Origin of the sequence: Helicobacter pullorum (assembly GCF_900638355.1) — a bacterium.
Taxonomy (GTDB): domain Bacteria; phylum Campylobacterota; class Campylobacteria; order Campylobacterales; family Helicobacteraceae; genus Helicobacter_D; species Helicobacter_D pullorum.
In genome coordinates this window covers 1,089,086-1,111,243 of record NZ_LR134509.1, presented here as the reverse complement: position 1 = coordinate 1,111,243, position 22,158 = coordinate 1,089,086, and the positions used below count along the sequence as shown (strand labels likewise).

Below are 22,158 nucleotides of genomic sequence, written 5' to 3'. Positions count from 1 at the left end.
AGATAAATTTTAATTTAAGGCTCCAAAATGTCAAATTTGTCCAATGTTGACCAAATAACCAATTTACATAGAAATAATGAATTGCAATTGCTTTGTTTTAGGCTGGAAAAAGATAAAGATTTGTATGCAGTGAATGTTTTTAAAATACGCGAAGTAGTTAAATATCGCGGAGAGATTACTATTGTTTCACATGAGGGAAGCTCTTTGGTGGAGGGGTTAATTACAATTAGGGAATTAACAATCCCACTCATTGATTTAAAGAAGTGGTTTTATTATGATTCAAGAGACAAAACAAAAGATCTTGAACCTTATGGGATTAAAAGAAATCCCGGTGAAGATGAAGTAATTATGATTTGTGAATTTTCTAAATGGACTGTGGGTGTTAGGATTTATGAAGCAGATAGAATCTTAAATAAAAAATGGACGGAGATTGAGCAGAGTGCGGGTATTGGTAATTCTGGCTTAAATAGCAAATTGGTAAGTAGGACGCGTTATTTTGATGGGCGTTTGGTGCAAGTGGTTGATATTGAAAAAATGCTTGTAGATGTTTTCCCATGGATTGAAGATGAGAAAAATGAAGAAATCGATAAAATTAAGCAAATTGTTACTAACAACGAAGTTTTATTAGCAGATGATTCTCCAAGTGTAATTAAAACTATGCAGAATATTCTTAATAAATTAGGGGTAAATTATCGCACATTTGTCAATGGGCAAAAATTGCTAGATTATATTTTTGCAGAAGATACCGATATTTCAAAGATTGGAATTGTGATTACGGATTTGGAAATGCCAGAAGCAAGTGGATTTGAAGTGATTAAACAAATCAAATCAAATCCGCTAACTGCTAAAATACCAGTGGTGGTGAATTCTTCTATGAGTGGAAGTAGCAATGAAGATATGGCACGTTCTTTGAATGCAGATGAGTTTATCTCAAAGTCTAATCCTATTGAAGTAGAAGATGCTCTAAGGCGTTTTATGATTAAATAGAGCAATCTATTTCTTCTTCTCTCTTTTCTTCTTTATTATAACTTTTTATTATCTTTAAAATTTTACAAATATCCTTAAATGCGATATTAGGCAAAGTATCTAAAAATATATATTGATTTATGTCAATTCTTTTATTTTTGGAGAGTGTTATACTTTCTTTGCATTTCAATGCTACTAGAATTTAGGAGGTATATATGGCACAAACTAGACGCGAGTTTCTAAAGACGGCTGCTGCTGTTAGTGCAGCAAGTGTAGCTGGTATTGCAGTTCCGCCGCCACAAGCTTTAATGGCAAAAGAAGCAGAAGAATCTTGGAAGTGGGATAAAGCAGTTTGTAGATTCTGTGGAACAGGTTGTGGAATTATGGTTGCCACCAAAGATGGACAGATTGTCGCAGTCAAGGGAGATCCTGCAGCACCTGTTAATCGTGGTTTGAATTGTATTAAGGGTTATTTTAATGCAAAGATTATGTATGGACAAGATAGATTAACTCAACCTTTGTTGCGCGTTAATGCAAAAGGTGAATTTGATAAAAATGGCAGATTTCAACCTGTGAGTTGGCAAAAAGCTTTTGATGTGATGGCTGAAAAATTTAAAGAGGCTTATAATGAGCTTGGACCAACGGGGATTGGTGTGTTTGGTTCTGGGCAATATACGATTCAAGAGGGTTATGCCTCTGTGAAACTAATTAAGGGAGGTTTTAGAAGTAATAATATTGATCCAAATGCAAGGCATTGTATGGCAAGTGCAGTAGTTGGATTTATGGAGACTTTTGGGATTGATGAACCTGCTGGATGTTATGATGATATTGAGCTTACAGATACGATTGTAACTTGGGGAGCTAATATGGCAGAAATGCACCCGATTCTTTGGGCAAGAGTTACAGATAGAAAGCTTTCTAATGCTGATAAAGTTCGTGTTGTTAATCTTACTCCATATTCTAATAGAACTTCAGATTTGGCAGATACAGAAATTGTTTTTGCACCGCATACAGATTTGGCAATTTGGAATTATATTGCACGAGAGATTGTTTATAATCACCCACAATCCATTGATTGGGATTTTGTCAAAAATAATTGTATTTTTACAACAGGATTTGTGGATATTGGCTATGGTATGAGGACAAATATTAAACATGCAAAATACAATCCCAAAGAGTTGGATACAGCTGCAAAAGAAAAATCCAAAGTGCTAAGTGGAAATGAGGGAGTTACTCTACGTTATTTGGGTATGAAAGCTGGCGATGTAATGGAAAATAAACATGCCGCAGAAGCAGGAAATCATTGGGAAATTTCTTTTGAAGACTTTAAAGCAGCCCTTGAGCCTTACACACTTGATTTTGTTGCAAAAATTGCCAAAGGAGATTCACAAGAAAGTTTGGATTCTTTTAAAGAGAAATTAAAAACTTTGGCAAGTTATTATATTGACAAAAATAGAAAAATTGTAAGTTTTTGGACAATGGGTATGAATCAACATACAAGAGGGACTTGGGTAAATGAACAAAGCTATATGGTGCATATGCTTTTGGGCAAACAGGCAAAACCCGGAAATGGAGCATTTTCTCTAACTGGGCAACCTAGTGCTTGTGGAACAGCAAGAGAAGTGGGGACATTTTCTCACAGATTGCCTGCAGATATGGTTGTAGGTAATAAGGCTCATAGAGAGATTACAGAGAAAATTTGGAAGATTCCAAATGGCACGCTTAATCCTCAAATTGGTGCGCATTTTATGCAGATTATGAGAGATTTAGAAGATGGTAAAATCAAATGGGCATGGGTGCATGTTAATAATCCTTGGCAAAATACCGCAAATGCAAACCATTGGATTAAAGCAGCTAGGGAAATGGATAATTTTATAGTGGTTTCAGACGCATACCCCGGAATTAGTGCAAAAGTAGCAGATTTGATTTTACCTGTTGCGATGATTTATGAGAAATGGGGTGCTTATGGAAATGCCGAGAGACGCACACAGCATTGGAAGCAACAAGTATTGCCACAAGGAAATGCGATGAGTGATACTTGGCAAATTGTAGAATTTTCAAAGCGTTTCAAACTTAAAGAAGTGTGGGGAGAGAAGAAAATCAATGATAAGCTCACACTCCCAAGTGTATTAGATGAAGCCAAAGCTATGGGATATAATGAAGATACTACGCTTTTTGAAGTTTTATATGCAAACAAAGAAGCACAAAGCTATAAAACAGAGGATAAAATGCTAAAAGATTCTTTGAATTCTGAAGTATTTGGAGATCAAAGAGAAGTGGTAGGAAGCGATGGGGAAATTTTTAGAGGTTATGGATTCTTCATACAAAAATATCTATGGGAGGAATATAGGAAATTTGGCGTTGGACATGGTCATGATTTAGCTGATTTTGATACTTATCATAGGGTTAGAGGATTGAGATGGCCGGTAGTTGATGGCAAAGAGACACAATGGAGATTTAATAGCAAATATGATTATTATGCTAGAAAAGCTAATAATGGAGATTTTGCGTTTTATGGCTCATTTGGAAAAGAATTGCCAAGAGGAGATTTGAAGTCGCCTAAAACAAGTGAAAAATATTCACTCAAAAATAAAGCAAAAATATTCTTCCGTCCTTATATGGATCCACCAGAAATGCCAAATGAAGAATATCCGTTTTGGTTAAGCACTGGGCGTGTATTAGAGCATTGGCATAGTGGAACAATGACAATGAGGGTCCCAGAACTTTATCGTGCTGTACCAGAAGCTTTGTGTTATATGAATCCACAAGATGGAGAGAAATTAGGCGTACAGCAAAATGATGTAGTGTGGGTTGAATCAAGACGCGGAAAAGTTAAGGCTAGAGTGGATATGAGAGGCAGGAATCGTCCTCCTTTGGGGTTGGTGTATGTGCCTTGGTTTGATGAAAAGGTGTATATCAACAAAGTTTGTCTTGATGCAACTTGTCCGATCTCTAAGCAAACTGATTTCAAAAAGTGTGCAGTCAAAGTTTATAAGGCATAACATCAATGGATAATAAGAATCCAAGAAGAAGTTTTCTTATTCATACAACACAAGCAATTGCAATGACTTTAATGGGCGGATTAGTTTGGAGTGCTTTTTTAAAAGAAAGCAAAGCGAATCCCCTAATTCTTAGACCTCCCGGGGCTTTGAGGGAGGAAGAATTTTTGAAGTATTGTATTAAGTGTGGTTTGTGTGTGGAAGCATGTCCTTTTGATACATTAAAGCTAGCAAGTGCAGGGAGTGGGAAACCTATTGGGACTCCTTATTTTATCCCTCGTGAAGTGCCTTGTGAAATGTGTCCAGATATTCCTTGTGTTCCTATATGCCCCACAAAAGCACTGGATGTGGAATTGGTGCAAAGTAATGGAATTATGGATATTAATAAAGCACAAATGGGTGTTGCAATTGTGGATAAGGAGCACTGCATAGCTTATTGGGGAATTGCTTGTGATGCGTGTTATCGTGCTTGTCCTTTGATGGGGGAAGCCATTAAGCTTGAGCTAAAACGCAATGAGAGAACAGGTAAGCATTCTTATTTGTTGCCGGTTGTAGAGAGTGAGGTTTGCACAGGATGTGGAAAGTGCGAAAAAGCCTGTGTAACGCAAAAGGCGGCAATTATTGTAATGCCAAGAAATGTAGTTTTAGGAGAGGTTGGCACAAATTACATTAAAGGTTGGGATATGCAAGATGAGCAGAGATTAGAGAATGTAAAACTCCGCAACATAGAAAATAATAATTTGCAAGAAGTGCAAGATTATCTCAATGATGGAGAATTATAATGATTTTTAAATATCGTTTTTTGATAATGAGGCGAATTGTCCAAATAGGATTATTGTGCTTATATTGTTTGGGGAATTATGCTGGAATTAAGATTTTGCAAGGGAATCTTAGTGCTTCATTATTTTTAGAAACCATTCCGCTTAGCGATCCTTTTGCGCTTTTGCAAAACTTTTTTAGTGGAGCTTTAGTTGGATTAAATGCGTTGGTGGGTGGTTTGATTATTTTAATGTTTTATGGAGTGTTTGCAGGGAGAGCTTTTTGTTCTTATGTTTGTCCTATGAATCTTGTTGTGGATTTGGCAAATTTCTTGCATAGGATTCTAAAAATTAATTATACCCCTATCTCTCTTAATAAAAATATTAGGTATGTGGTTTTAATTTTGGCTTTGATTCTATCAAGCCTTTTTGGAATGGCAGCTTTTGAGGCAATAAGTCCTATTGCAATGATACACAGAGGAATTGTTTTTGGTATGGGTTTTGGAATCTTTGCAGTGCTTTTGGTGTTTTTGCTGGATTTGTTTGTTGTCAAAAATGGATTTTGTGGCTATTTGTGCCCTCTTGGTGCTTTTTATTCTCTTGTAGGCAGATTTGCTTTTTTGAAAATAAAATATGATTTGAATGTTTGCACACATTGTATGAAGTGTAAAGTAATTTGTCCAGAGAAGCAAGTTTTGGGATTAATTGGAAAAGAGAGTGGAGAAGTAATAAGTGGAGAATGCACTCGTTGTGGTAGATGCGTAGAAGTTTGTGGGGATAATGCCCTTGGATTTAATCTTTTGGATTTTACAAAAAGGAAGTAAGATGAAATTTGGAACTATATTGGTAGCAGGGGTTAGCACTCTTGCTTTGATTCTTGTAAGTTGTAAGAGTATTCAGAGTTATTCCTCTGAAGAGATTGGTTTAAGGAAAACAACGCTTTTTAATGAAGAAGCGGAAATAAAAGCGTACGATTATACGGGTAAAACCGCAGGTGAATCGACTTTGATTGAGAGGTCTTTTGAAAATGCTCCTCCTATGATTTCGCACAATCTTGATGGTATGTTGCCTATTACTAGAGATAATAATGCTTGCACGAGTTGCCATTTGCCAGAAATTGCAGAGGCAGTAGCAGCTACTCCTATGCCAAAATCACATTTTTATAATTTTAGAGAAAATAAAAATTTAGATGGGAAAATGGATGAGAATCGCTTTAATTGTGTAATTTGCCATACAACTCAAGTAGATGCACCACCTCTTGTAGGGAATAATTTTAAAGCAGATTTTCGTCAAGAAGAGGGTAGCAGCAAATCAAATTTGCTTGATGTTATCAATGAGGGCGTTGAGTGATAGAGAAGCGTCGAGACTTTTTTAATTTTCTATTGGGGAATGGAAAACAGAAAAAAACTTCTTTTTTTCCATTGCCTCCATATAATGCAGATAGATCTCTTTTTGAGAAATTTTGTATGGAATGTCAAAAATATTGTATTAGAGCTTGTGACAAAGTATGTCAAAAAGGGATTTTAAGGGATTATAATGGCATACCAACTGTGGATTTTGATATTGATGGTTGCAAATTATGTGGAGAATGTGCCAAAGAATGCCCTCATGGAGTATTAAAAGAAGAAAATAAGAGCAATTGGAATTTTGTGGTTAGTATTGATGAATTAAGGTGTTTGGGGTATCAAAAAACAATGTGTTATACCTGCAAAGAAGTGTGTCAAGGGGTGCTTGGGAATCAAAAGGCAATAGAGTTTGTTGGTGTTTTTTATCCCATAATCAATGAAAATTGCATTGAATGTGGATTTTGCGTAAGGGTATGTCCGACAAAAGCCATCATAATAAAGGAAAAAAATGTTTAGAATAATTGGGATGTTTTTGTTGTTTTTGGGAAGTGTTTTTGGTTTAGAACCCTCTTATCAGCTGAAATTGGAAAATAATATTATTGATGTAAATTATGTAGAAAATAGATTGTTAGTTGGAACAGATTTTGGTGAAGTGATAGAGGTGAAATTTGAAAAAGAATTTGAAAATATTACCAAAAAAGTAGTGCTAAAATTGCCTGATATTAGTAATTTTTTTGGTGATTTTTATCCCCCAAAAGTATTTTCTGTGGATTTTTTGGAGGGGAGATTGCTTGTTAATAGCGAAGGGAGTGAAGGGGCAAAGAATCTTTTTGTTTTCAAAGAGCAGTTAGAAAAGCTACCAATTGCTCTAAATATCAAGAAAGCTGCCTTTGTAGATAAAGATAAGATTTTTTTGGGATTGATGAGTAATGAAATTTTGCTTTATGATTTGAAAGATTCTAAGATACTTTACCAAAAACAGCTATCAGAAGCGACTTTTTCGGATTTTACATTAAGTGAAGATAAAAAATATTTTTTGGTTTCTTGTGAATCTGGGATTTTGTATTATGGCAAGACTTTGAATGGGGAAATATTGAAGGAATTTAGCGGACTAAACAAAGACAATGTTTATGAAGCCAAAATGGGATTCCAAGGGAGTGATATTGTTATTATTGCTGCTGGGCAAGATAGGAAGGTTGGTGTATATTTTGGCAACAGAATGCAAGATTATACAAAAGAAGCGGATTTTTTGGTTTATAGTGTGGGGTTGAGTTTAGATGGTAAAATTGGTGCTTATATGAAAAATGAGATGAGTGATATTGCTGTTTTTGAGATTAATGGCGGCAAAGAAATGGCGATTTTAAAAGGGCATAAAAATTTATTAAATAGTATTATTTTTATCGATGATAAGAATATTGTGAGTGCAGAAGATGGAAAAAATATTTTATTTTGGAAATTACCTTAAAGGGGGGAAAATATGCAAGAAAAAAATCTTAATGTTTCAAGTTTGATTGTAATGTGTAAGCCAGAGGATATTGCAAGGCTGTGGGAGGAAATTGAAAAAATACCAAATGCACAATGCCATTATAGTGATGAAAATGGGAAAATTGTTGTTACTCTTGAAACTGAGAGTATTGATGAGGAGATTTGCCTATTGAGGCAAATTGAGAAATTGCAAGGAGTGGTTTTGGCACAGATGATTTATGCTTATCATAATGCAGAATTAGAGATATTGCAAGAAAATATCCAAAGACAAGATGCAGTGCCAGAAGTCTTAAAAAATAATAAAGTAAAAGCCGAGGAAATAGGCTATAATGGAGATGTGCAAGGAAAATTGGATAATATTTTAAAAAATGTTTTGTAAAATTGAAATTTGCTATAATTAAAATATTTTTTAAAATGGAGATAAAATGGCAAAGGAAAAAATTAAAATTTCTGGTGGCGCTTCTGGAATTATAGCGGTTATTTTAACATTATTATTTGGGTTTATTGGAGCGTTTTTTAGTTGGTGGTTGATTGCAAGGTGGAATATTTTGAAGAGTTTTTTATATTCTTTTGTATTTTTCTTGGCATTTTTGGTAAGTGTGTTATTGTGTGTTATTTTTGTTGGTTACATTTTGATACCCATTGTTTGGATAGTAATGATAATAATGGTTTATCAAGCGTGTTCAAAGTCTCAAATTGAAGTTGCAGAAATAGAAAGATAATTTGTAAATTATCTTTTTGGAAAATAAAATTTTTCTTATTGTTTTTGATTAATTCTTGTTTTTTAAGAAAACTACGCTAATATTTACATAGATAATATTCAATTTATTGAGAAAGGGATTTATATGTCTCATATTGATGTAGCACATCCTTATTTTGGCGTTTTTGCGATTTTTATTTTTACCTTTGTGGCATTTTTTGGGACAACTTTATTGTCTCGCTTTGTTGGCAAAACATTGGCAAACAAAAATACACAAAAATTAAAATTATCGCCCTATGAGTGCGGTTTGGCTCCTACAAAACAGCCTAATCGAATCTCTTCACAATTTTATTTAATGGCTTTATTGTTTATTTTATTTGATATTGAAATTATTTTTATGTTTCCATGGGCAGTTGATTTTAAGATTCTTGGATTTTTTGGATTTATTGAAATGGTATTATTTGTATTGTTATTGACAATTGGTTTTATTTATGCGTGGAGAAAAGGGGCATTACAATGGCAGAGCATGAAGTAAAATATTTAAAAAATGCAGGATTACCGATTGCTTTAACAAGCGTAGATAAGTTAATTAATTGGGGGAGAAGTAATTCGCTTTGGGCAATGACTTATGGGCTAGCTTGTTGTGCGATTGAAATGATGGCAACGGGTGCTTCTAGGTATGATTTTGATAGATTTGGGACAATTTTTAGGGCATCTCCGCGTCAAAGTGATGTGATGATTATTGCAGGAACGGTGACAAAAAAACACGCACAATTTGTAAGGCGACTTTATGATCAAATGCCAGAACCTAAATGGGTGATTTCAATGGGGAGTTGTGCTAATACAGGTGGAATGTTTAACACCTATGCCACTGTGCAGGGGGTAGATAGAATTATTCCTGTGGATATTTATCTACCCGGTTGTTCCCCAAGACCGGAGACTTTGCAATATGCTTTAATGGTTTTGCAGCAAAAAATTAGAAAAGAGAAAGCCAACCGCAAAAATATCCCAAAACGATTAGTTTAGAGGTGTTAGATGAGAGAATATAAACCAAAAACCAACACGCAAAAACAAGTTTATTACAAAGATAGATTTTATGTGCCTCCAAAGATTCCAAAAGAAATAGTGGTAGATGATATTTTGCTAGGAGATTTAGAGCAATTAAGCCAAAAATGCTTTGTGGTTGAATCTTATATGCAATGTGGGACTTTGATAATTTGGGTAAAAAAAGAAGATATTTATTCTTGTTTGGAGGAATTAAAAGGGCTTAGTTATGATGTTTTAACAGAAATGAGTGCGATGGATTATTTGGAGAAAAGAGGAGGATTTGAGATTTTTTATCAACTTCTTTCGATGGACAAAAAAAGGCGTATTCGAGTAAAAACTTTTTTGAAAAAAGAAGAGCAGATTCAATCTGTAAGTATGCTTTTTAGTAGTGCAAATTGGAGTGAAAGGGAGATGTATGATATGTTTGGGATTTTGCCACAAAATCATCCTTATCCCAAAAGAATCTTAATGCCTGATGATTGGGTTGGGCATCCGCTTTTGAAAAGTTATCCACTTCAAGGCGATGAAGCAGCACAATGGTATGAAGTAGATACGATTTTTGGTGAAGAATATCGAGAAGTTATCGGCAAAGAGCAAAGAGATTCTGCGCGAGTAGATAGATATGATACGACAAGATTTTCAAGACTTGGATATGAAGTGGGTTATGGAGAAATGATTGAAGAAGGGCAAGAAAAAGAAAAGCCGATTGTTTATCAAGAAGAGAATGGGGTACTTTTTGTATCCAAAATGAAACCAGAAAATGCAAAACAATTAGACAAAAGGAAATAAAATGCAACAACCTAATAAATTGATGCCCTTTTATGAAAATATTGCATTTGATAGAATCAATGATAATGCAATGGTGCTGAATTTTGGACCACAGCATCCGAGTGCTCATGGGCAGTTGCGTTTGATTTTGGAATTAGAGGGTGAGAAAGTCCTTAAGGCTACTCCTGATATTGGATATTTGCACCGCGGTATGGAAAAGATGGCAGAAAATATGATTTATAATGAGTTTTTGCCAACCACAGATAGAATGGATTATATTGCAGCAAGCTCTAATAATTATGCCTTTGCTTTGGGGGTTGAGAGACTTTTGGGGGTAGAAGTTCCGCGTAGAGCACAAGTCATACGCACAATGCTTTTGGAATTAAATCGTATTATTTCGCATTTATTTTGGCTAGCTACTCATGCTTTAGATGTAGGAGCGATGAGCATTTTTCTTTATTGTTTTAGAGAAAGAGAGTTTGGGATTGATTTAATTGAGGATTATTGCGGGGCAAGGCTGACACATTCTAGCATTAGAATCGGCGGTGTTCCGCTAGATTTACCACAAGATTGGTGTGGGAAGTTAAAGGCTTATTTGGATTCTTTGCCTAAGCAGATTGAATTGTATGAAGGGATTTTGAGCGAGAATCGAATATGGAGAATGCGATTAGAAAATGTAGGGGTAATTAGTCCAGAAATGGCAAAGAGTTGGGGGCTTAGTGGGGTAATGCTACGAGGAAGCGGAATAGAGTGGGATATACGCAAAGAAGAGCCTTATGAGCTATATGGTGAATTAGATTTTGATGTGCCTGTGAGTTATAGCAATGATAGCTATGGACGCTATTTGCTTTATATGGAGGAAATGCGACAAAGCATTAGAATCTTATACCAACTCATTGAGAAATACAAGGATACAGATTCTTTGATAATGTGCGAAGATGGGCGTTATTTTTCTGCACCCAAAGAGCAAATTATGACACAAAATTATTCTTTAATGCAACATTTTGTGCTTGTAACACAAGGAATGCGTCCGCCTGTGGGTGAAGTGTATGTGCCAACAGAATCCCCAAAAGGCGAGCTTGGATTTTTTATCCGCTCTGAAGGTGAGCCTTATCCTTATCGCGTGAAAATGCGGACTCCAAGCTTCTTCCATACGGGGGTTTTGCAAGATCTATTACCCGGGCATTACTTGGCTGATGTGGTTACAATTATCGGAAATACAAACATTGTGTTTGGGGAGATTGATAGATGAAGCGATTTGATTTGAGGCATTTGAAAAACGATTTTGGAGGGCGTTTGGAGGAAATTTTGCAAACACAATTACAAAAGGGAGAAGTTGGGATTTTTTTGTTTGAAGTGATAGATTTTGAGAATGTCCAAAAAAGTGCAGATATTGTAGAGAAAAGCGGAAATGAGTTGTTAAATTCTTTGCGATTTAATGAAGTGGATTGGACAATTGTTGTAAGAAAGGTTGCCTAAAATGGAAAAGCAAGAATTTTTAGAAATTTATTGCAAAAATGGAGGGATTATCACACCTTTAGAAAGTTATTTGAAAAAAGATGATAAAACGCAGTCAATTTTGCTTTTTGGTGGTTTTATTCAAGAATTTTTAGAAAAGATTCCACATTTAAAAAATCAAAATAATGTTTTTTTGCTAAGTCCTCTTAATTTTAATCCCGCGCCAAATATAAGACAATTTTTGTATGAAGTTGGGTGTGAAGAAGTGGTGCTTGCACTTTTGGCTGAATCTTTGTTAAAGCAAGATGATATACAAGAGAAACAATGGATAAAAGATCTTGATGTGGGTTATCTTGCATCTGAAGTTAATTTTTCTGAAGAAGAGATTATGGCGATATCTCAAAGTTTTGTGGAGAGCACTAAAGGTGTTTTGATAATTGGCAAAGATATTTATGGACATAAAAGAGCTAGTAATATTGCAAAGATTCTTGGATTGCTAACAAAAAATCCAAAAATAGAGATAGTATTTTTAGATGAAGTTTGGGTGCAAGCAGTAGAGCAAGTAGAAGAGATTGCTAAATTAGGGGAAATAGATAATTTTGATGGATTGGTGGCTTATGTGCATTGTAATGAAGGATTGGAATATCCTATTTTGCAAGCTTCTAGGCAGTTTGCATTGGTTGGGAAAATTGCAAATGGGGATACAATAGAGATAGAATTTGCAAATCAAAAAATCAAAGCTAATTTTTGTGAGCAGCAAGAAATTAAAGGAATGGTTGGAATCTTGTGGTTATCCAAACAAGAAGACATTGGTTTTTGTTACCAAAAAATTAGGGTAAATAGGATTTCATAATGGGAATGGTTAAAATAAAAATTGATGGTTGTGAGATATTTTGCAAAGAAGGCGAGAGCATTTTAAATGCTGCTAGAGCAAATGATATTTTTATTCCTGCAATTTGCTACCTTTCTTGTTGTTCTCCCACATTGGCTTGCAAAATGTGTATGGTGGAGGCTGATGGCAAAAGAGTGTATGCTTGTAATGCTAAAGTCAAAGATGGAATGGAAGTGATTGTTAATACCACAGAGATAGAGCAAGAAAGATATGCAATTATGCAAGCTTATAATGTGAATCACCCATTGCAATGTGGAGTGTGTGATAAAAGTGGTGAGTGCGAGTTGCAAAATTATACCCATTATGTGGGGGTAAAAGAGCAAAAATATGCTTTAAGAGATGATTATAAGGCGCTTAACCATTGGGGTAAAACTGCTTATGATCCTAATTTGTGTATCGTGTGTGAGAGATGCGTAACTCTTTGTAAAGATAAAATAGGTAAATCACATATTAAAGCCATTAAATTTGATGGTCAATTGCCTAATAAAGAATATAAAGAAAGTATGCCAAAAGATGCTTTTGGTGTTTGGACAAAGTTTAAAAAGTCGCTAATTGGTGTAAGCGGTGAGGGAGATTGTAAGGATTGTGGAGAGTGTGCAAGTGTGTGTCCTGTAGGTGCTTTGGGTATCGCACACTTTCAGTATAAATCTAATGCTTGGGAGTTAGAGAAAATTCCTAGTACTTGTGTGCATTGTGGGAATGGTTGTGCTTTGACTTATGAAGTAAAGCAAGAAGGAATCTCGGGAGATAGAAGAAAAATTTATCGGGTTGTTAGTGATTGGAATTTTGCAACATTGTGTCCAGCGGGTCGATTGGTTTTTGATGAGAATCATCAAGGAATTACAAAAGATAAAGAAGCATTTAATGCGACAATCGCGGCTTTTAAAGAAACAGATAGTATTCATTTTGCAGGAAATATAACGAATGAAGAGGCAATGATATTGCAAAAATTGAAACAAAAATACGGCTACCATTTGGTGTGCGATGAAGTGTGGGGCTTTCAGCAATTTATACAAGAATTTTCAAAAGGAGGCAGTTTAGGCAAAGCCACTCAAAAAGAAATCACGCAAAGCACTTTTGTAATGTGTTTTGGTGGAGCTATGAGCTATGATATGCCAGTGGTTACACATAGTATCAATAATGCAATGAAGCAAAATAAAGGTGCAATTTTGGCGTATTTTCACACAATGGAAGATTGCGTGGTAAAAGAGTTTGTTAAACCTGCAAATTTGATTGAAGCCTATTATAAGCCAGATAGCGAAGAGGCTTTTGCACTTTTGTTGGCTAGTGTTTGTATAGCCAAAGAAAATATGCCGTTTGCTTTGAAGAATCAAATTGAAAAATATGAAAGAAAAATCACAAAAGAGATTCCAAAAGAAGTGAAAAGTATCGTTGAGATTCCACAAATCGATGAAAATGGTAATGAGGTGTTAATCAAAAAAGAAGAAATCAAGCAAGTTTTAGAACAAGTTGAAGAGTTATCTAGCGAACTTATAGGGTATTGTGTAAAAGATTCTACTCTAGAGCTAGAGAATCTAAAACGCATAATAAGTATTTCAAAGAATCCTATTTTGGTGGTTGGATTTGATATTTATAGAGCAAAAAATGCAAAAAATATTGCAAGAATTTTGGCTTGTATTGAAATGTATTCAGAGGTTAAAATCTTGCTTTTGCCACCAACAACAAATGCGCTTGGAATTTCTTTGCTATGCGATTTGGAGCAAGCAAGCAAAGGATATAGTATTGGATATAATGCAAAAGGGGATTTTACAATAGGGGTTGAAGATAATAATGCATTGATAATGCCTTATCTAAGAGAGCAGGAGGGGACTTTTGTAAATGTGGATAAGCGAGTGGTGCCAATTTCTCCAGCGATTCCTTATAAGGGATATGAACTTAATGATATTGCAAAAGAGCTTGGGTTGCAGCTAGAAAATACTATTGATTATACATTAGAACTCCCGCTTCAAAAAGGTTTTAAAAGCGTAGAATATGATAATTTGGGCTATGGATTTTTAAATGATGGAACCGAGATTAGAGGGTATTTGCTAGAGCCACTTTTGGTGCAAGAAGAGGTTGAGGTTGAAGGGGTGGAATTAGAGGAGTTAAAAGCTTATAATCTTTATGCAAGAAATGCTATGGCACATTTTTCTAAAGAGACTTTGAATTCACAATATTTAGATTCGAAAAATGGCTTGCAAATGTCGGAGAAACTTGCTAAAAAGCTTGGTTTAGAATCAGGTGATTGTGTGGAGATTGATTTTGGGGATTCTAAGGTTTTGCAAAGGGAGGTTACCATTGATAATGAAATGGAGGGAGATATTGCAGCACTTGGAGTGTGTGGTTTGGAAGAGTTTGAATATTTCCCTAATAGTCGCTATCAGAAAGTGCAGTTAAAGGCAATAAAATGATTGGATTTATAATAGAAACACTCATTAAGGTTATTTTGGTTGTTTTAATATTTTCAGCATTGGCTGGATTTGCCACTTATATAGAGCGTAAAATGTTGGCTTTTTTTCAAAGGAGGCTTGGACCGATGGTTGTGGGACCTTTTGGGGTTTTGCAAATTTTGGCTGATGGAATTAAGCTTTTTACTAAAGAGGATATTGTCCCAAGTGGTGCAAATAGATTGATTTTTAGAATCGCACCAGTGATTACTGCGGCAACTGCCTTTATTGCGATGGCACCCATTCCATTTTTTCCAGAGTTTGAAATTTTTGGTAGAGTGGTGCAGCCTATTATTGCAGATATCAATGTCGGAATTTTGTTTGTGCTTGGGGTTGGTGCTGCTGGGCTTTATGGTCCTTTATTAGCTGGGATTAGTGCAAATAGTAAATACTCGCTTTTGGGGGCTGCAAGAACGGCTATTCAACTTTTGAGTTTTGAGGTGGTTTCTGGATTGTCTCTTTTGGCTCCGATTATGCTTGTAGGCTCTTTATCGTTGATTGATATTAATAATTATCAAGAGGGAAGTATTACAAATTGGCTTATATTTTCTCAACCTTTGGCATTTGTTTTGTTTTTGTTTGCTGGATATGCAGAGCTTAATCGAACACCTTTTGATTTATTGGAGCATGAAGCAGAAGTAGTTGCAGGATATGCAACAGAATATGCAGGAATGCGATGGGGAATGTTTTTTATTGGCGAATATGCTAATATGATTTCGCTTTCATTTGTGATTTCTTTGCTTTTTTTAGGAGGGTTTAATCCGCTTTGGTTTATTCCCGGTGGTATTGCGATTTTGCTTAAAGTGATGTTTTTTATTTTTTTGTTTATGTGGGCTAGGGCGGCATATCCACATATTAGACCTGATCAACTTATGGGGTTGTGTTGGAAAGTATTATTTCCATTAGCTCTTTTAAATATTGTAATTACGGGAGTGGTGGTGCTTGGAGGTGAAATGTGAGAAGATATATTAAATTAGCTGACAAATTGCCAAATTTAAGTAATTCTCAAAAATTTATTAGTTTTTGGAATCGTGCCTTAAAAGGTGAATTATTTGTGGGGTTGTGGTTGGTTTTAAAGGAATTTTGTAAAGCTCAAATCCACACAGTGCAATATCCTTTGGAGAAGCTTCCATTAAGTCCTAGATATAGGGCTGTGCATGAATTAAAAAGGCTTTTAGAAAGTGGAAATGAGCGGTGTATTGGTTGTGGGCTTTGCGAGAAAATTTGCGTTTCAAATTGCATTCGTATGGAAACTGGGTATGGAGAAGATAAGCGTAAAAAAGTTTTTGAATATACAATTAATTTTGGACGATGTATTTATTGTGGATTGTGTGCAGAGGTTTGCCCAGAGCTTGCTATTGTCCATGGGAAGCGTTATGAAAACGCAAGCGAGCAAAGAGCTTCTTTTTCTTTAAAAGAAGATATGCTGACACCTATGGATAAGGTTTTAAAGGGAGGGGATAGCGAGTTTGAGGGAGTAGGTAGTGTGAGTGTAGATGCGGATTTAAAAATCAAAGCAACTCCACTAGAATATTGCAAAAAACAAGAACAAGAGGTGGAAAATGTTTGAGGCGATTGCATTTTATACTTTTAGTGCTTTGACGCTAGCTATGTTTTTGATTGTAGTAACCACTAAAAATATTCTTTATGCTTTGAGTGCTTTAGCAGCTGGAATGATTTTTGTATCGGGGTTTTTCTTTTTGCTTGGGGCAGAATTTTTGGGAGTGGTGCAAATTGTCGTTTATACGGGTGCTGTAATCGCTCTTTATGCCTTTGCAATGATGTTTTTTGATGCACAGAAATTACAAAATGAAAGGATTGAGAATCCAAAACTTTTGTTTTTGCTTGTAGGGCTTGGAGCATTGCTTTTGGTATTGATTGTGGTTGCTCCTATTATTGCACAAAATCTCTCTCAGATTTCACCACAGATTCCTGTTAAAGAGGGGATAGGAAATGTCCAAATGGTGGGATATGTGCTTTTTACTAAATTCTTAATTCCTTTTGAAATTGCAGCAATTATGCTATTGGTTGCGATGATTGCTGGAATCATCTTGGCAGGCAAGGGAATGCGATATTCTTTGACTTTGGGAGAAAGTGAAGAAAATCAAGTAAAGGATAAAAAATGATTGGGTTAAATCATTATTTGATTGTTTCTGCTTTAATGTTTGTAGTGGGTGCTTTTGGGATGTTGCGACGCAAGAATCTTTTGATGTTATTTTTTTCTACCGAGATACTTTTGAGTTCTGTTAATGTAGGGCTTGTAGCGGTTGGATATTATTTAGGGGATTTAAATGGGCAACTTTTTGCATTTTTTATTTTGGCGGTTGCTGCAAGTGAAGTCGCAGTTGGAGTTGGGTTGTTGATTGCTTGGTATAAAAAGTATCATACGCTAGATTTAGATGCTCTACAAATTATGAAAGGCTAGAGAGTGGAAGTTATTTTATACACGGCTTTATTTGCCCCATTAATTGGTTCTATTTTTGGGATACCTTTTGGTGCGAAGAGGAAGTTTCTTTTTGTTGGAGTTTTTGCCTCTTTGATGTTGTTTGTATCTTTTGTTGCATCGTTATTGCTTTTGGTTTATGCTTATCAAGGTGGAGTATTAGAAGTTGTAATGATGGATTGGATAGGGGCTGGAAGGCTTTATATTCCTTTTGGTTTCTTAATTGATAGTGTTAGTGCTACAATGGTGTTTGTAGTGACTCTTGTATCTTTGTGTGTGCATATTTATTCTATTGGCTATATGAATAATGATAAAAACTTTAATCGCTTTTTTGTGTATTTGAGTGCATTTGTATTTTCAATGTTGATTTTGGTGATGAGTGATAATTTTGCTGGATTATTCATTGGTTGGGAAGGTGTTGGGCTTTGTTCATGGATGTTGATAGGATTTTGGTATGAAAGGGATTCTGCCTCATTTGCTGCTAATGAAGCTTTTGTGATGAATCGTATTGCAGATCTTGGATTGTTGCTTGGAATCTTTTTGATTTATTGGGTGTTTGGAACTTTGAGCTATGAAGTAGTTTTAAGTAGTGCGTATGAAGCTCCCAAAGGTATTTTAACTGCAATTGGAATTTTGCTGTTTGTAGGAGCAATGGGAAAAAGTGCGCAGTTTCCATTACATACTTGGCTTGCTGATGCCATGGAGGGACCAACGCCTGTTTCTGCATTGATTCATGCTGCTACAATGGTAACTGCTGGTGTGTATTTGGTAATAAGGGCAAATCCTTTGTATTCAATAATCCCTGAAGTTGGTTTTGGAATCTCTGTTTTGGGAGCATTTGTCGCAGTTTTTGCTGCAAGTATGGCTTTGGTAAATAGGGATTTAAAACGCATTATCGCATATTCTACACTTTCTCAACTTGGGTATATGTTTGTTGCTGCTGGGCTTGGTGCTTATTGGATTGCATTATTTCATCTAGCAACGCATGCGTTTTTTAAATCTTTGTTATTTTTGGGAGCTGGGAATGTAATGCATGCAATGAATGATAAATTGGACATTACTAAAATGGGGGCATTGTATAAACCGCTTAAATACACTGCAATTTTGATGATTCTAGCCTCCATAGCTTTAGCGGGAATTTACCCATTCTCTGGGTTTTTCTCTAAAGATAAAATTTTAGAAGCTGCTTTTGGGAGCGGAGCTTATGTGCTTTGGGGAATGTTATTGTTTGGGGCATTTTTAACGGCATTTTATAGCTTTAGATTAATTATGCTTGTATTTTTTGGAGAGAAAAAACATCAAGAACATCCTCATGAGGCTTATTCTTTTATGCTTTATGCAATGTTGCCACTTGGAATTTTAGCGGTATTTGGTGGATTTTTTGAGCCATTTTTTCATCATTTTGTAATGCAAACATTGCCTGATTTTAGTGCTAATTTGAGTGCAAAAATAGCTTGGATTCTCATTGGAATCACTTCTTGTGTGGCTTTGAGTGGGATTTTCTTTGCGGTATGGAAATATTCCAAAGGTGGATTCTCTAAAAAATGGGAGAAGAATCTTTTTTATAGGTTGCTAGTTAATCAATATTATATTCCTAAGGTTTATGAATGTGTTTTTATTAGGAATTATCAGCGATTGTCTAAAATGTGTTGGCTTTGTATAGATAAAAAAATAATCGATTTTATTGTGGATAAAATTGCTTATATGTTGAGTGATAGTGGAGAGAAATTGAAGTGGATTCAAAGTGGGAATCTTTCTAAAATGCTGCAAATTATGTTTTTTGGTTTGGTGTTTTTATTGTTGCTTGTATTTATTTATCGGGAGGGCGTATGGATCATATTTTAACGCTGCTAATTTTATTTCCATTTTTTGGTGCTTTATTGGCAATTGGAATCAAAGAAAATCTTAGGGCTTATGGAATTATTATTGGTGTGATTGAATTGATCTTGTCATTGTTTTTGTGGATTTTTTTTGATAAAAATGTAGATGGTTATCAATTTATCGTTTCTTTCCCTTTGGTTGCTAATTTTGGGGTAAATTATCTTGTAGGGGTTGATGGTATTTCACTATTTTTGATTATTTTGAGTGCATTAATTAGCTTTTTGGGCTTTGTTTATTTGAATGAACAAAGAGAGATTAAAAAGCTAGTAATTTCTCTTTTGTGCCTTGAGAGTATTATGATTGGCGTATTTTGTGCTTTGGATGTAATTTTGTTTTATATTTTTTGGGAGCTTTCTTTGGTGCCGATGCTTTATATTATTGGTGCTTGGGGGAGTGGAAATAGAATATATGCAGCCATAAAGTTTTTCTTATACACTTTCTTTGGTTCTTTGATTATGCTTGTTGGGATTTTATTTCTGGCTTATTATTATTTTGAGGTAAGTGGAGTTTGGACTTTTTCTTTGTTGGATTGGTATAGTTTAGAAGCGATTCCAAAAGATATTCAAATTTGGTTATTCCTTGCATTTTTTTGCGGTTTGGCAGTGAAGGTGCCGATGTTTCCTTTCCATACTTGGTTGCCTTATGCCCATGGACAAGCACCTACAATTGGTTCGGTTGTTTTAGCAGCAGTGCTTTTGAAAATGGGGACTTATGGCTTTGTAAGGTTTTCTCTGCCTTTATTTCCTGATGCAAGTGTAGCCCTGCTTGTGCCTATGGCGATTTTAGCCCTTATTATGATTGTTTATGGGGCAATGGTTGCTTTTGCACAAGAAGATATGAAGCAGGTAATTGCTTATAGTTCTATTTCGCATATGGGTGTAATTATGATAGGGATTTTTGCATTGAATTTGGAGGGAGTAACAGGCTCTGTTTTTTTTATGTTGAGCCATGGTGTTATTAGTGGAGCACTTTTTATGCTTGTTGGGGTGATTTATGATAGGCGTCACACAAAACTAATTAGCGAGTTTGGCGGATTGGCAAAAGTAATGCCAAATTATGCAGTGATTTTTGGGATTATGATGATGGCATCTGCTGGATTGCCACTGACAATGGGGTTTGTGGGAGAGTTTTTGTCTTTGCTTGGTTTTTTTGAAGTTTCTCCTATTGCAGCTGGGATTGCTGGACTTAGTATTATTGTGGGTGCAATTTATATGTTGTATTTGTATAAAAGGGTATTTTATGGACAATTACAAAATGATGAAAATAGGAAACTAAAAGACTTAGATTCTCGTGAATTAAGTGCTTTATTGCCTCTTGTTGTGATTGTAATTTGGCTTGGAGTGTATCCAAAACCTATTTTAGAGCCAATTAATAAAGGTGTGGAAAATATGTTTTCTATCATGTATTCACACATTGATACAGATGAGGTAAAAGCATTTTTTGAATTAGAAAATTTAGAGAATCCTTTAAAGTTGGAGGATAAATAATGTTGGAAGTTTTTCGTATTTCTTTGGAGAGTTTGAATTTTTTTAGCATTATTCCAATGCTAATTGCAATAGCGGGTGCAATTATAATTTTAGTAGCAGATTTATGTATAGCAAAAATTAATAAGCAGTTTTATGCAATGCTTGCAATTTTGTTTTTGTTAATGGATTTGGGATATGTCGTATTATTTGAGGGGTATTATAGGGCATTTTTTGATTTAATTTTGATTGATGGAATGTCAATATTAGCACAAACAATCATTCTAGTAGCAGCAATCTTATTTTTACCATTGACATTGAGTTATAATAAATTCCATGAATTTCAATATGCTGAATATTACTCACTTTTTTTATTTATGTGTGTAGGATTCCAATTTATGGTAAGCAGTGATCATTTAATTGTGATTTTTTTGGGGCTTGAAACTGCATCTTTGGCACTTTATACCCTTATTGCAATGCATAATCGAAAAACTTCTTTTGAAGCAGCTATTAAATATTTTACGATGGGGTCTCTCTCTGCGGCTTGTTTTGCATTTGGAGCGATGCTTTTGTATGCTGCAAGTGGGCATTTAGATATACAAAATATCAAAATTGTTTTAGAGCAAAATAATTTTCAACCTTCTTATTTGGTGTTGGGGGCAGTTGTATTTATGGTTGTTGCAATTGGATTTAAAGTTTCGCTTGTACCTTTTCATACTTGGACTCCCGATGTTTATGAAGGCTCTAATTCGTTTTTGGCAGGATTTATGTCGATTGTCCCAAAAATTGCCGCATTGGTAGTTGCTATCCGAATCTTTAGTGTTTTTATGGATATTGTTTGGGTTCATAATGTTTTTTATTTGTTGATTGTTATTACAATTACTTTGCCAAATCTTGTAGCGCTCGTTCAAAGAGATGTTAAGAGAATGTTGGCATATAGCTCGATTTCTCACGCTGGATTTGCTTTTAGTATGATTTTAATCGGAGGAATGCAGGCATTTAGTGCTCTTTTTATGTATTGGATTTTATTTTTATTTACAAATCTTGGTATTTTTGCAATGCTGTGGATTTCGCGAACAAAAGAGCAAATTTGGGATAAACGCTACGATCATTCTTATGAGAAATTCTCTGGGCTTGTGAAGCTTTCCCCTCTAGTGGCTGTTATTATTGGAATATTTATGCTATCTCTTGCTGGGATTCCGCCTTTTTCTGTCTTTTGGGGGAAAGTGTATTTGATGAGTGCAGCCATCAATAATGGCTATTTGTTTTTGGCAGTCGTAATGGCTATTAATAGTGCTATTGCGGCGTATTATTATTTGAAGTTGATTGTGTATATGTTTTTGAGAGAACCTATTGTGCAAAATAGCTCGATTTATTTGCAAAATGCAACTCTGCCTTTAAAAATAGTTGTTGGGATTGCGGTTTTGTATGTGTGTTTTTCTAGTGTATTGGTTGATGGAATCTTGTATTGGGTTTATGGGTTAATTGGGATAGATATTCTGTGA

General features: G+C 35.2%; 23 protein-coding genes. All 23 read left to right on the top strand.

Going from position 1 to position 22,158, the window contains the following annotated elements; translation table 11 throughout:
* Window positions 1-27: 27 nt before the first annotated feature.
* The 23 genes from EL247_RS05495 (at window position 28) to nuoN (ending at window position 22,158) form a co-directional block, all read left to right on the top strand.
* Complete coding sequence (locus tag EL247_RS05495) at window positions 28-987, top strand: chemotaxis protein (RefSeq protein WP_005020807.1); 960 nt, start codon at window positions 28-30, stop codon at window positions 985-987.
* Window positions 988-1,181: 194 nt separating this feature from the next.
* The gene (gene napA / locus EL247_RS05490; protein ID WP_005020809.1) at window positions 1,182-3,968 is read left to right on the top strand and encodes a nitrate reductase catalytic subunit NapA; all 2,787 of its coding nucleotides are present in this window, start codon (window positions 1,182-1,184) and stop codon (window positions 3,966-3,968) included.
* Between the two features lie 5 nt (window positions 3,969-3,973).
* Window positions 3,974-4,747, top strand: coding sequence for a ferredoxin-type protein NapG (gene napG / locus EL247_RS05485; protein ID WP_005020811.1), 774 nt, complete (start codon window positions 3,974-3,976; stop codon window positions 4,745-4,747).
* Window positions 4,747-5,547 (top strand): quinol dehydrogenase ferredoxin subunit NapH, encoded by an 801-nt coding sequence (napH, locus tag EL247_RS05480; RefSeq protein WP_060661066.1) that lies wholly within the window; start codon window positions 4,747-4,749, stop codon window positions 5,545-5,547. The genes napG and napH overlap by 1 nt, the downstream gene beginning before the upstream one ends.
* 1 nt (window position 5,548) lies before the next feature.
* Complete coding sequence (locus tag EL247_RS05475) at window positions 5,549-6,073, top strand: nitrate reductase cytochrome c-type subunit (RefSeq protein ID WP_104745352.1); 525 nt, start codon at window positions 5,549-5,551, stop codon at window positions 6,071-6,073.
* Window positions 6,074-6,189: 116 nt separating this feature from the next.
* Window positions 6,190-6,585: a 4Fe-4S binding protein gene (locus EL247_RS05470; RefSeq protein WP_232019735.1), complete on the top strand. Its 396-nt coding sequence runs from the start codon at window positions 6,190-6,192 to the stop codon at window positions 6,583-6,585.
* Window positions 6,578-7,534 carry a WD40 repeat domain-containing protein gene (locus EL247_RS05465; protein WP_104745350.1) on the top strand — a complete coding sequence of 319 codons (957 nt, stop codon included), beginning with the start codon at window positions 6,578-6,580 and terminating at the stop codon, window positions 7,532-7,534. The genes EL247_RS05470 and EL247_RS05465 overlap by 8 nt, the downstream gene beginning before the upstream one ends.
* Window positions 7,535-7,546: 12 nt before the next feature.
* Window positions 7,547-7,933: a chaperone NapD gene (locus EL247_RS05460; protein ID WP_104745349.1), complete on the top strand. Its 387-nt coding sequence runs from the start codon at window positions 7,547-7,549 to the stop codon at window positions 7,931-7,933.
* Window positions 7,934-7,979: 46 nt separating this feature from the next.
* Window positions 7,980-8,276, top strand: a complete 297-nt coding sequence (locus EL247_RS05455) for a hypothetical protein (protein ID WP_054194820.1) — start codon at window positions 7,980-7,982, stop codon at window positions 8,274-8,276.
* A gap of 123 nt (window positions 8,277-8,399) precedes the next feature.
* On the top strand, window positions 8,400-8,789 hold the full coding sequence (locus EL247_RS05450) for an NAD(P)H-quinone oxidoreductase subunit 3 (protein ID WP_005020822.1): 390 nt from the start codon (window positions 8,400-8,402) through the stop codon (window positions 8,787-8,789).
* Window positions 8,771-9,280: a NuoB/complex I 20 kDa subunit family protein gene (locus EL247_RS05445; RefSeq protein WP_054194821.1), complete on the top strand. Its 510-nt coding sequence runs from the start codon at window positions 8,771-8,773 to the stop codon at window positions 9,278-9,280. Before EL247_RS05450 ends, EL247_RS05445 begins: the two co-directional genes overlap by 19 nt.
* 9 nt (window positions 9,281-9,289) lie before the next feature.
* On the top strand, window positions 9,290-10,090 hold the full coding sequence (locus EL247_RS05440; protein ID WP_054194822.1) for an NADH-quinone oxidoreductase subunit C: 801 nt from the start codon (window positions 9,290-9,292) through the stop codon (window positions 10,088-10,090).
* Window position 10,091: 1 nt separating this feature from the next.
* Window positions 10,092-11,321 (top strand): NADH dehydrogenase (quinone) subunit D, encoded by a 1,230-nt coding sequence (gene nuoD / locus EL247_RS05435; RefSeq protein WP_060662580.1) that lies wholly within the window; start codon window positions 10,092-10,094, stop codon window positions 11,319-11,321.
* A complete protein-coding gene (locus tag EL247_RS05430) occupies window positions 11,318-11,548 on the top strand; it encodes an NADH-ubiquinone oxidoreductase subunit E family protein (protein WP_005020830.1) in 231 nt (76 codons plus the stop codon). The genes nuoD and EL247_RS05430 overlap by 4 nt, the downstream gene beginning before the upstream one ends.
* Window position 11,549: 1 nt before the next feature.
* Window positions 11,550-12,380, top strand: a complete 831-nt coding sequence (locus EL247_RS05425) for a hypothetical protein (RefSeq protein WP_104745348.1) — start codon at window positions 11,550-11,552, stop codon at window positions 12,378-12,380.
* The gene (locus tag EL247_RS05420) at window positions 12,380-14,830 is read left to right on the top strand and encodes an NADH-quinone oxidoreductase subunit G (protein ID WP_104745347.1); all 2,451 of its coding nucleotides are present in this window, start codon (window positions 12,380-12,382) and stop codon (window positions 14,828-14,830) included. Before EL247_RS05425 ends, EL247_RS05420 begins: the two co-directional genes overlap by 1 nt.
* Window positions 14,827-15,825 (top strand): NADH-quinone oxidoreductase subunit NuoH, encoded by a 999-nt coding sequence (gene nuoH, locus EL247_RS05415; RefSeq protein WP_054194826.1) that lies wholly within the window; start codon window positions 14,827-14,829, stop codon window positions 15,823-15,825. The genes EL247_RS05420 and nuoH overlap by 4 nt, the downstream gene beginning before the upstream one ends.
* Complete coding sequence (gene nuoI / locus EL247_RS05410; RefSeq protein ID WP_005020834.1) at window positions 15,822-16,436, top strand: NADH-quinone oxidoreductase subunit NuoI; 615 nt, start codon at window positions 15,822-15,824, stop codon at window positions 16,434-16,436. Before nuoH ends, nuoI begins: the two co-directional genes overlap by 4 nt.
* Entirely contained in the window at window positions 16,429-16,992 is a 564-nt protein-coding gene (locus EL247_RS05405; RefSeq protein ID WP_104745346.1) for an NADH-quinone oxidoreductase subunit J, read from the top strand. The genes nuoI and EL247_RS05405 overlap by 8 nt, the downstream gene beginning before the upstream one ends.
* Window positions 16,989-17,291 (top strand): NADH-quinone oxidoreductase subunit NuoK, encoded by a 303-nt coding sequence (nuoK, locus tag EL247_RS05400; RefSeq protein ID WP_054197669.1) that lies wholly within the window; start codon window positions 16,989-16,991, stop codon window positions 17,289-17,291. Before EL247_RS05405 ends, nuoK begins: the two co-directional genes overlap by 4 nt.
* Before the next feature lie 3 nt (window positions 17,292-17,294).
* The gene (nuoL, locus tag EL247_RS05395) at window positions 17,295-19,154 is read left to right on the top strand and encodes an NADH-quinone oxidoreductase subunit L (protein WP_104745345.1); all 1,860 of its coding nucleotides are present in this window, start codon (window positions 17,295-17,297) and stop codon (window positions 19,152-19,154) included.
* Window positions 19,139-20,677, top strand: a complete 1,539-nt coding sequence (locus EL247_RS05390; RefSeq protein WP_104745344.1) for an NADH-quinone oxidoreductase subunit M — start codon at window positions 19,139-19,141, stop codon at window positions 20,675-20,677. Before nuoL ends, EL247_RS05390 begins: the two co-directional genes overlap by 16 nt.
* Window positions 20,677-22,158, top strand: a complete 1,482-nt coding sequence (gene nuoN / locus EL247_RS05385; protein WP_065837182.1) for an NADH-quinone oxidoreductase subunit NuoN — start codon at window positions 20,677-20,679, stop codon at window positions 22,156-22,158. Before EL247_RS05390 ends, nuoN begins: the two co-directional genes overlap by 1 nt.

Coding starts and splice junctions, on each gene's coding strand:
- EL247_RS05495 (WP_005020807.1), top strand. CDS start 28: ATGTCAAATTTGTCCAATGTTGACCAAATAACCAATTTACATAGAAAT.
- napA (WP_005020809.1), top strand. CDS start 1,182: ATGGCACAAACTAGACGCGAGTTTCTAAAGACGGCTGCTGCTGTTAGT.
- napG (WP_005020811.1), top strand. CDS start 3,974: ATGGATAATAAGAATCCAAGAAGAAGTTTTCTTATTCATACAACACAA.
- napH (WP_060661066.1), top strand. CDS start 4,747: ATGATTTTTAAATATCGTTTTTTGATAATGAGGCGAATTGTCCAAATA.
- EL247_RS05475 (WP_104745352.1), top strand. CDS start 5,549: ATGAAATTTGGAACTATATTGGTAGCAGGGGTTAGCACTCTTGCTTTG.
- EL247_RS05470 (WP_232019735.1), top strand. CDS start 6,190: ATGGAATGTCAAAAATATTGTATTAGAGCTTGTGACAAAGTATGTCAA.
- EL247_RS05465 (WP_104745350.1), top strand. CDS start 6,578: ATGTTTAGAATAATTGGGATGTTTTTGTTGTTTTTGGGAAGTGTTTTT.
- EL247_RS05460 (WP_104745349.1), top strand. CDS start 7,547: ATGCAAGAAAAAAATCTTAATGTTTCAAGTTTGATTGTAATGTGTAAG.
- EL247_RS05455 (WP_054194820.1), top strand. CDS start 7,980: ATGGCAAAGGAAAAAATTAAAATTTCTGGTGGCGCTTCTGGAATTATA.
- EL247_RS05450 (WP_005020822.1), top strand. CDS start 8,400: ATGTCTCATATTGATGTAGCACATCCTTATTTTGGCGTTTTTGCGATT.
- EL247_RS05445 (WP_054194821.1), top strand. CDS start 8,771: ATGGCAGAGCATGAAGTAAAATATTTAAAAAATGCAGGATTACCGATT.
- EL247_RS05440 (WP_054194822.1), top strand. CDS start 9,290: ATGAGAGAATATAAACCAAAAACCAACACGCAAAAACAAGTTTATTAC.
- nuoD (WP_060662580.1), top strand. CDS start 10,092: ATGCAACAACCTAATAAATTGATGCCCTTTTATGAAAATATTGCATTT.
- EL247_RS05430 (WP_005020830.1), top strand. CDS start 11,318: ATGAAGCGATTTGATTTGAGGCATTTGAAAAACGATTTTGGAGGGCGT.
- EL247_RS05425 (WP_104745348.1), top strand. CDS start 11,550: ATGGAAAAGCAAGAATTTTTAGAAATTTATTGCAAAAATGGAGGGATT.
- EL247_RS05420 (WP_104745347.1), top strand. CDS start 12,380: ATGGGAATGGTTAAAATAAAAATTGATGGTTGTGAGATATTTTGCAAA.
- nuoH (WP_054194826.1), top strand. CDS start 14,827: ATGATTGGATTTATAATAGAAACACTCATTAAGGTTATTTTGGTTGTT.
- EL247_RS05405 (WP_104745346.1), top strand. CDS start 16,429: ATGTTTGAGGCGATTGCATTTTATACTTTTAGTGCTTTGACGCTAGCT.
- nuoK (WP_054197669.1), top strand. CDS start 16,989: ATGATTGGGTTAAATCATTATTTGATTGTTTCTGCTTTAATGTTTGTA.
- EL247_RS05390 (WP_104745344.1), top strand. CDS start 19,139: ATGGATCATATTTTAACGCTGCTAATTTTATTTCCATTTTTTGGTGCT.
- nuoN (WP_065837182.1), top strand. CDS start 20,677: ATGTTGGAAGTTTTTCGTATTTCTTTGGAGAGTTTGAATTTTTTTAGC.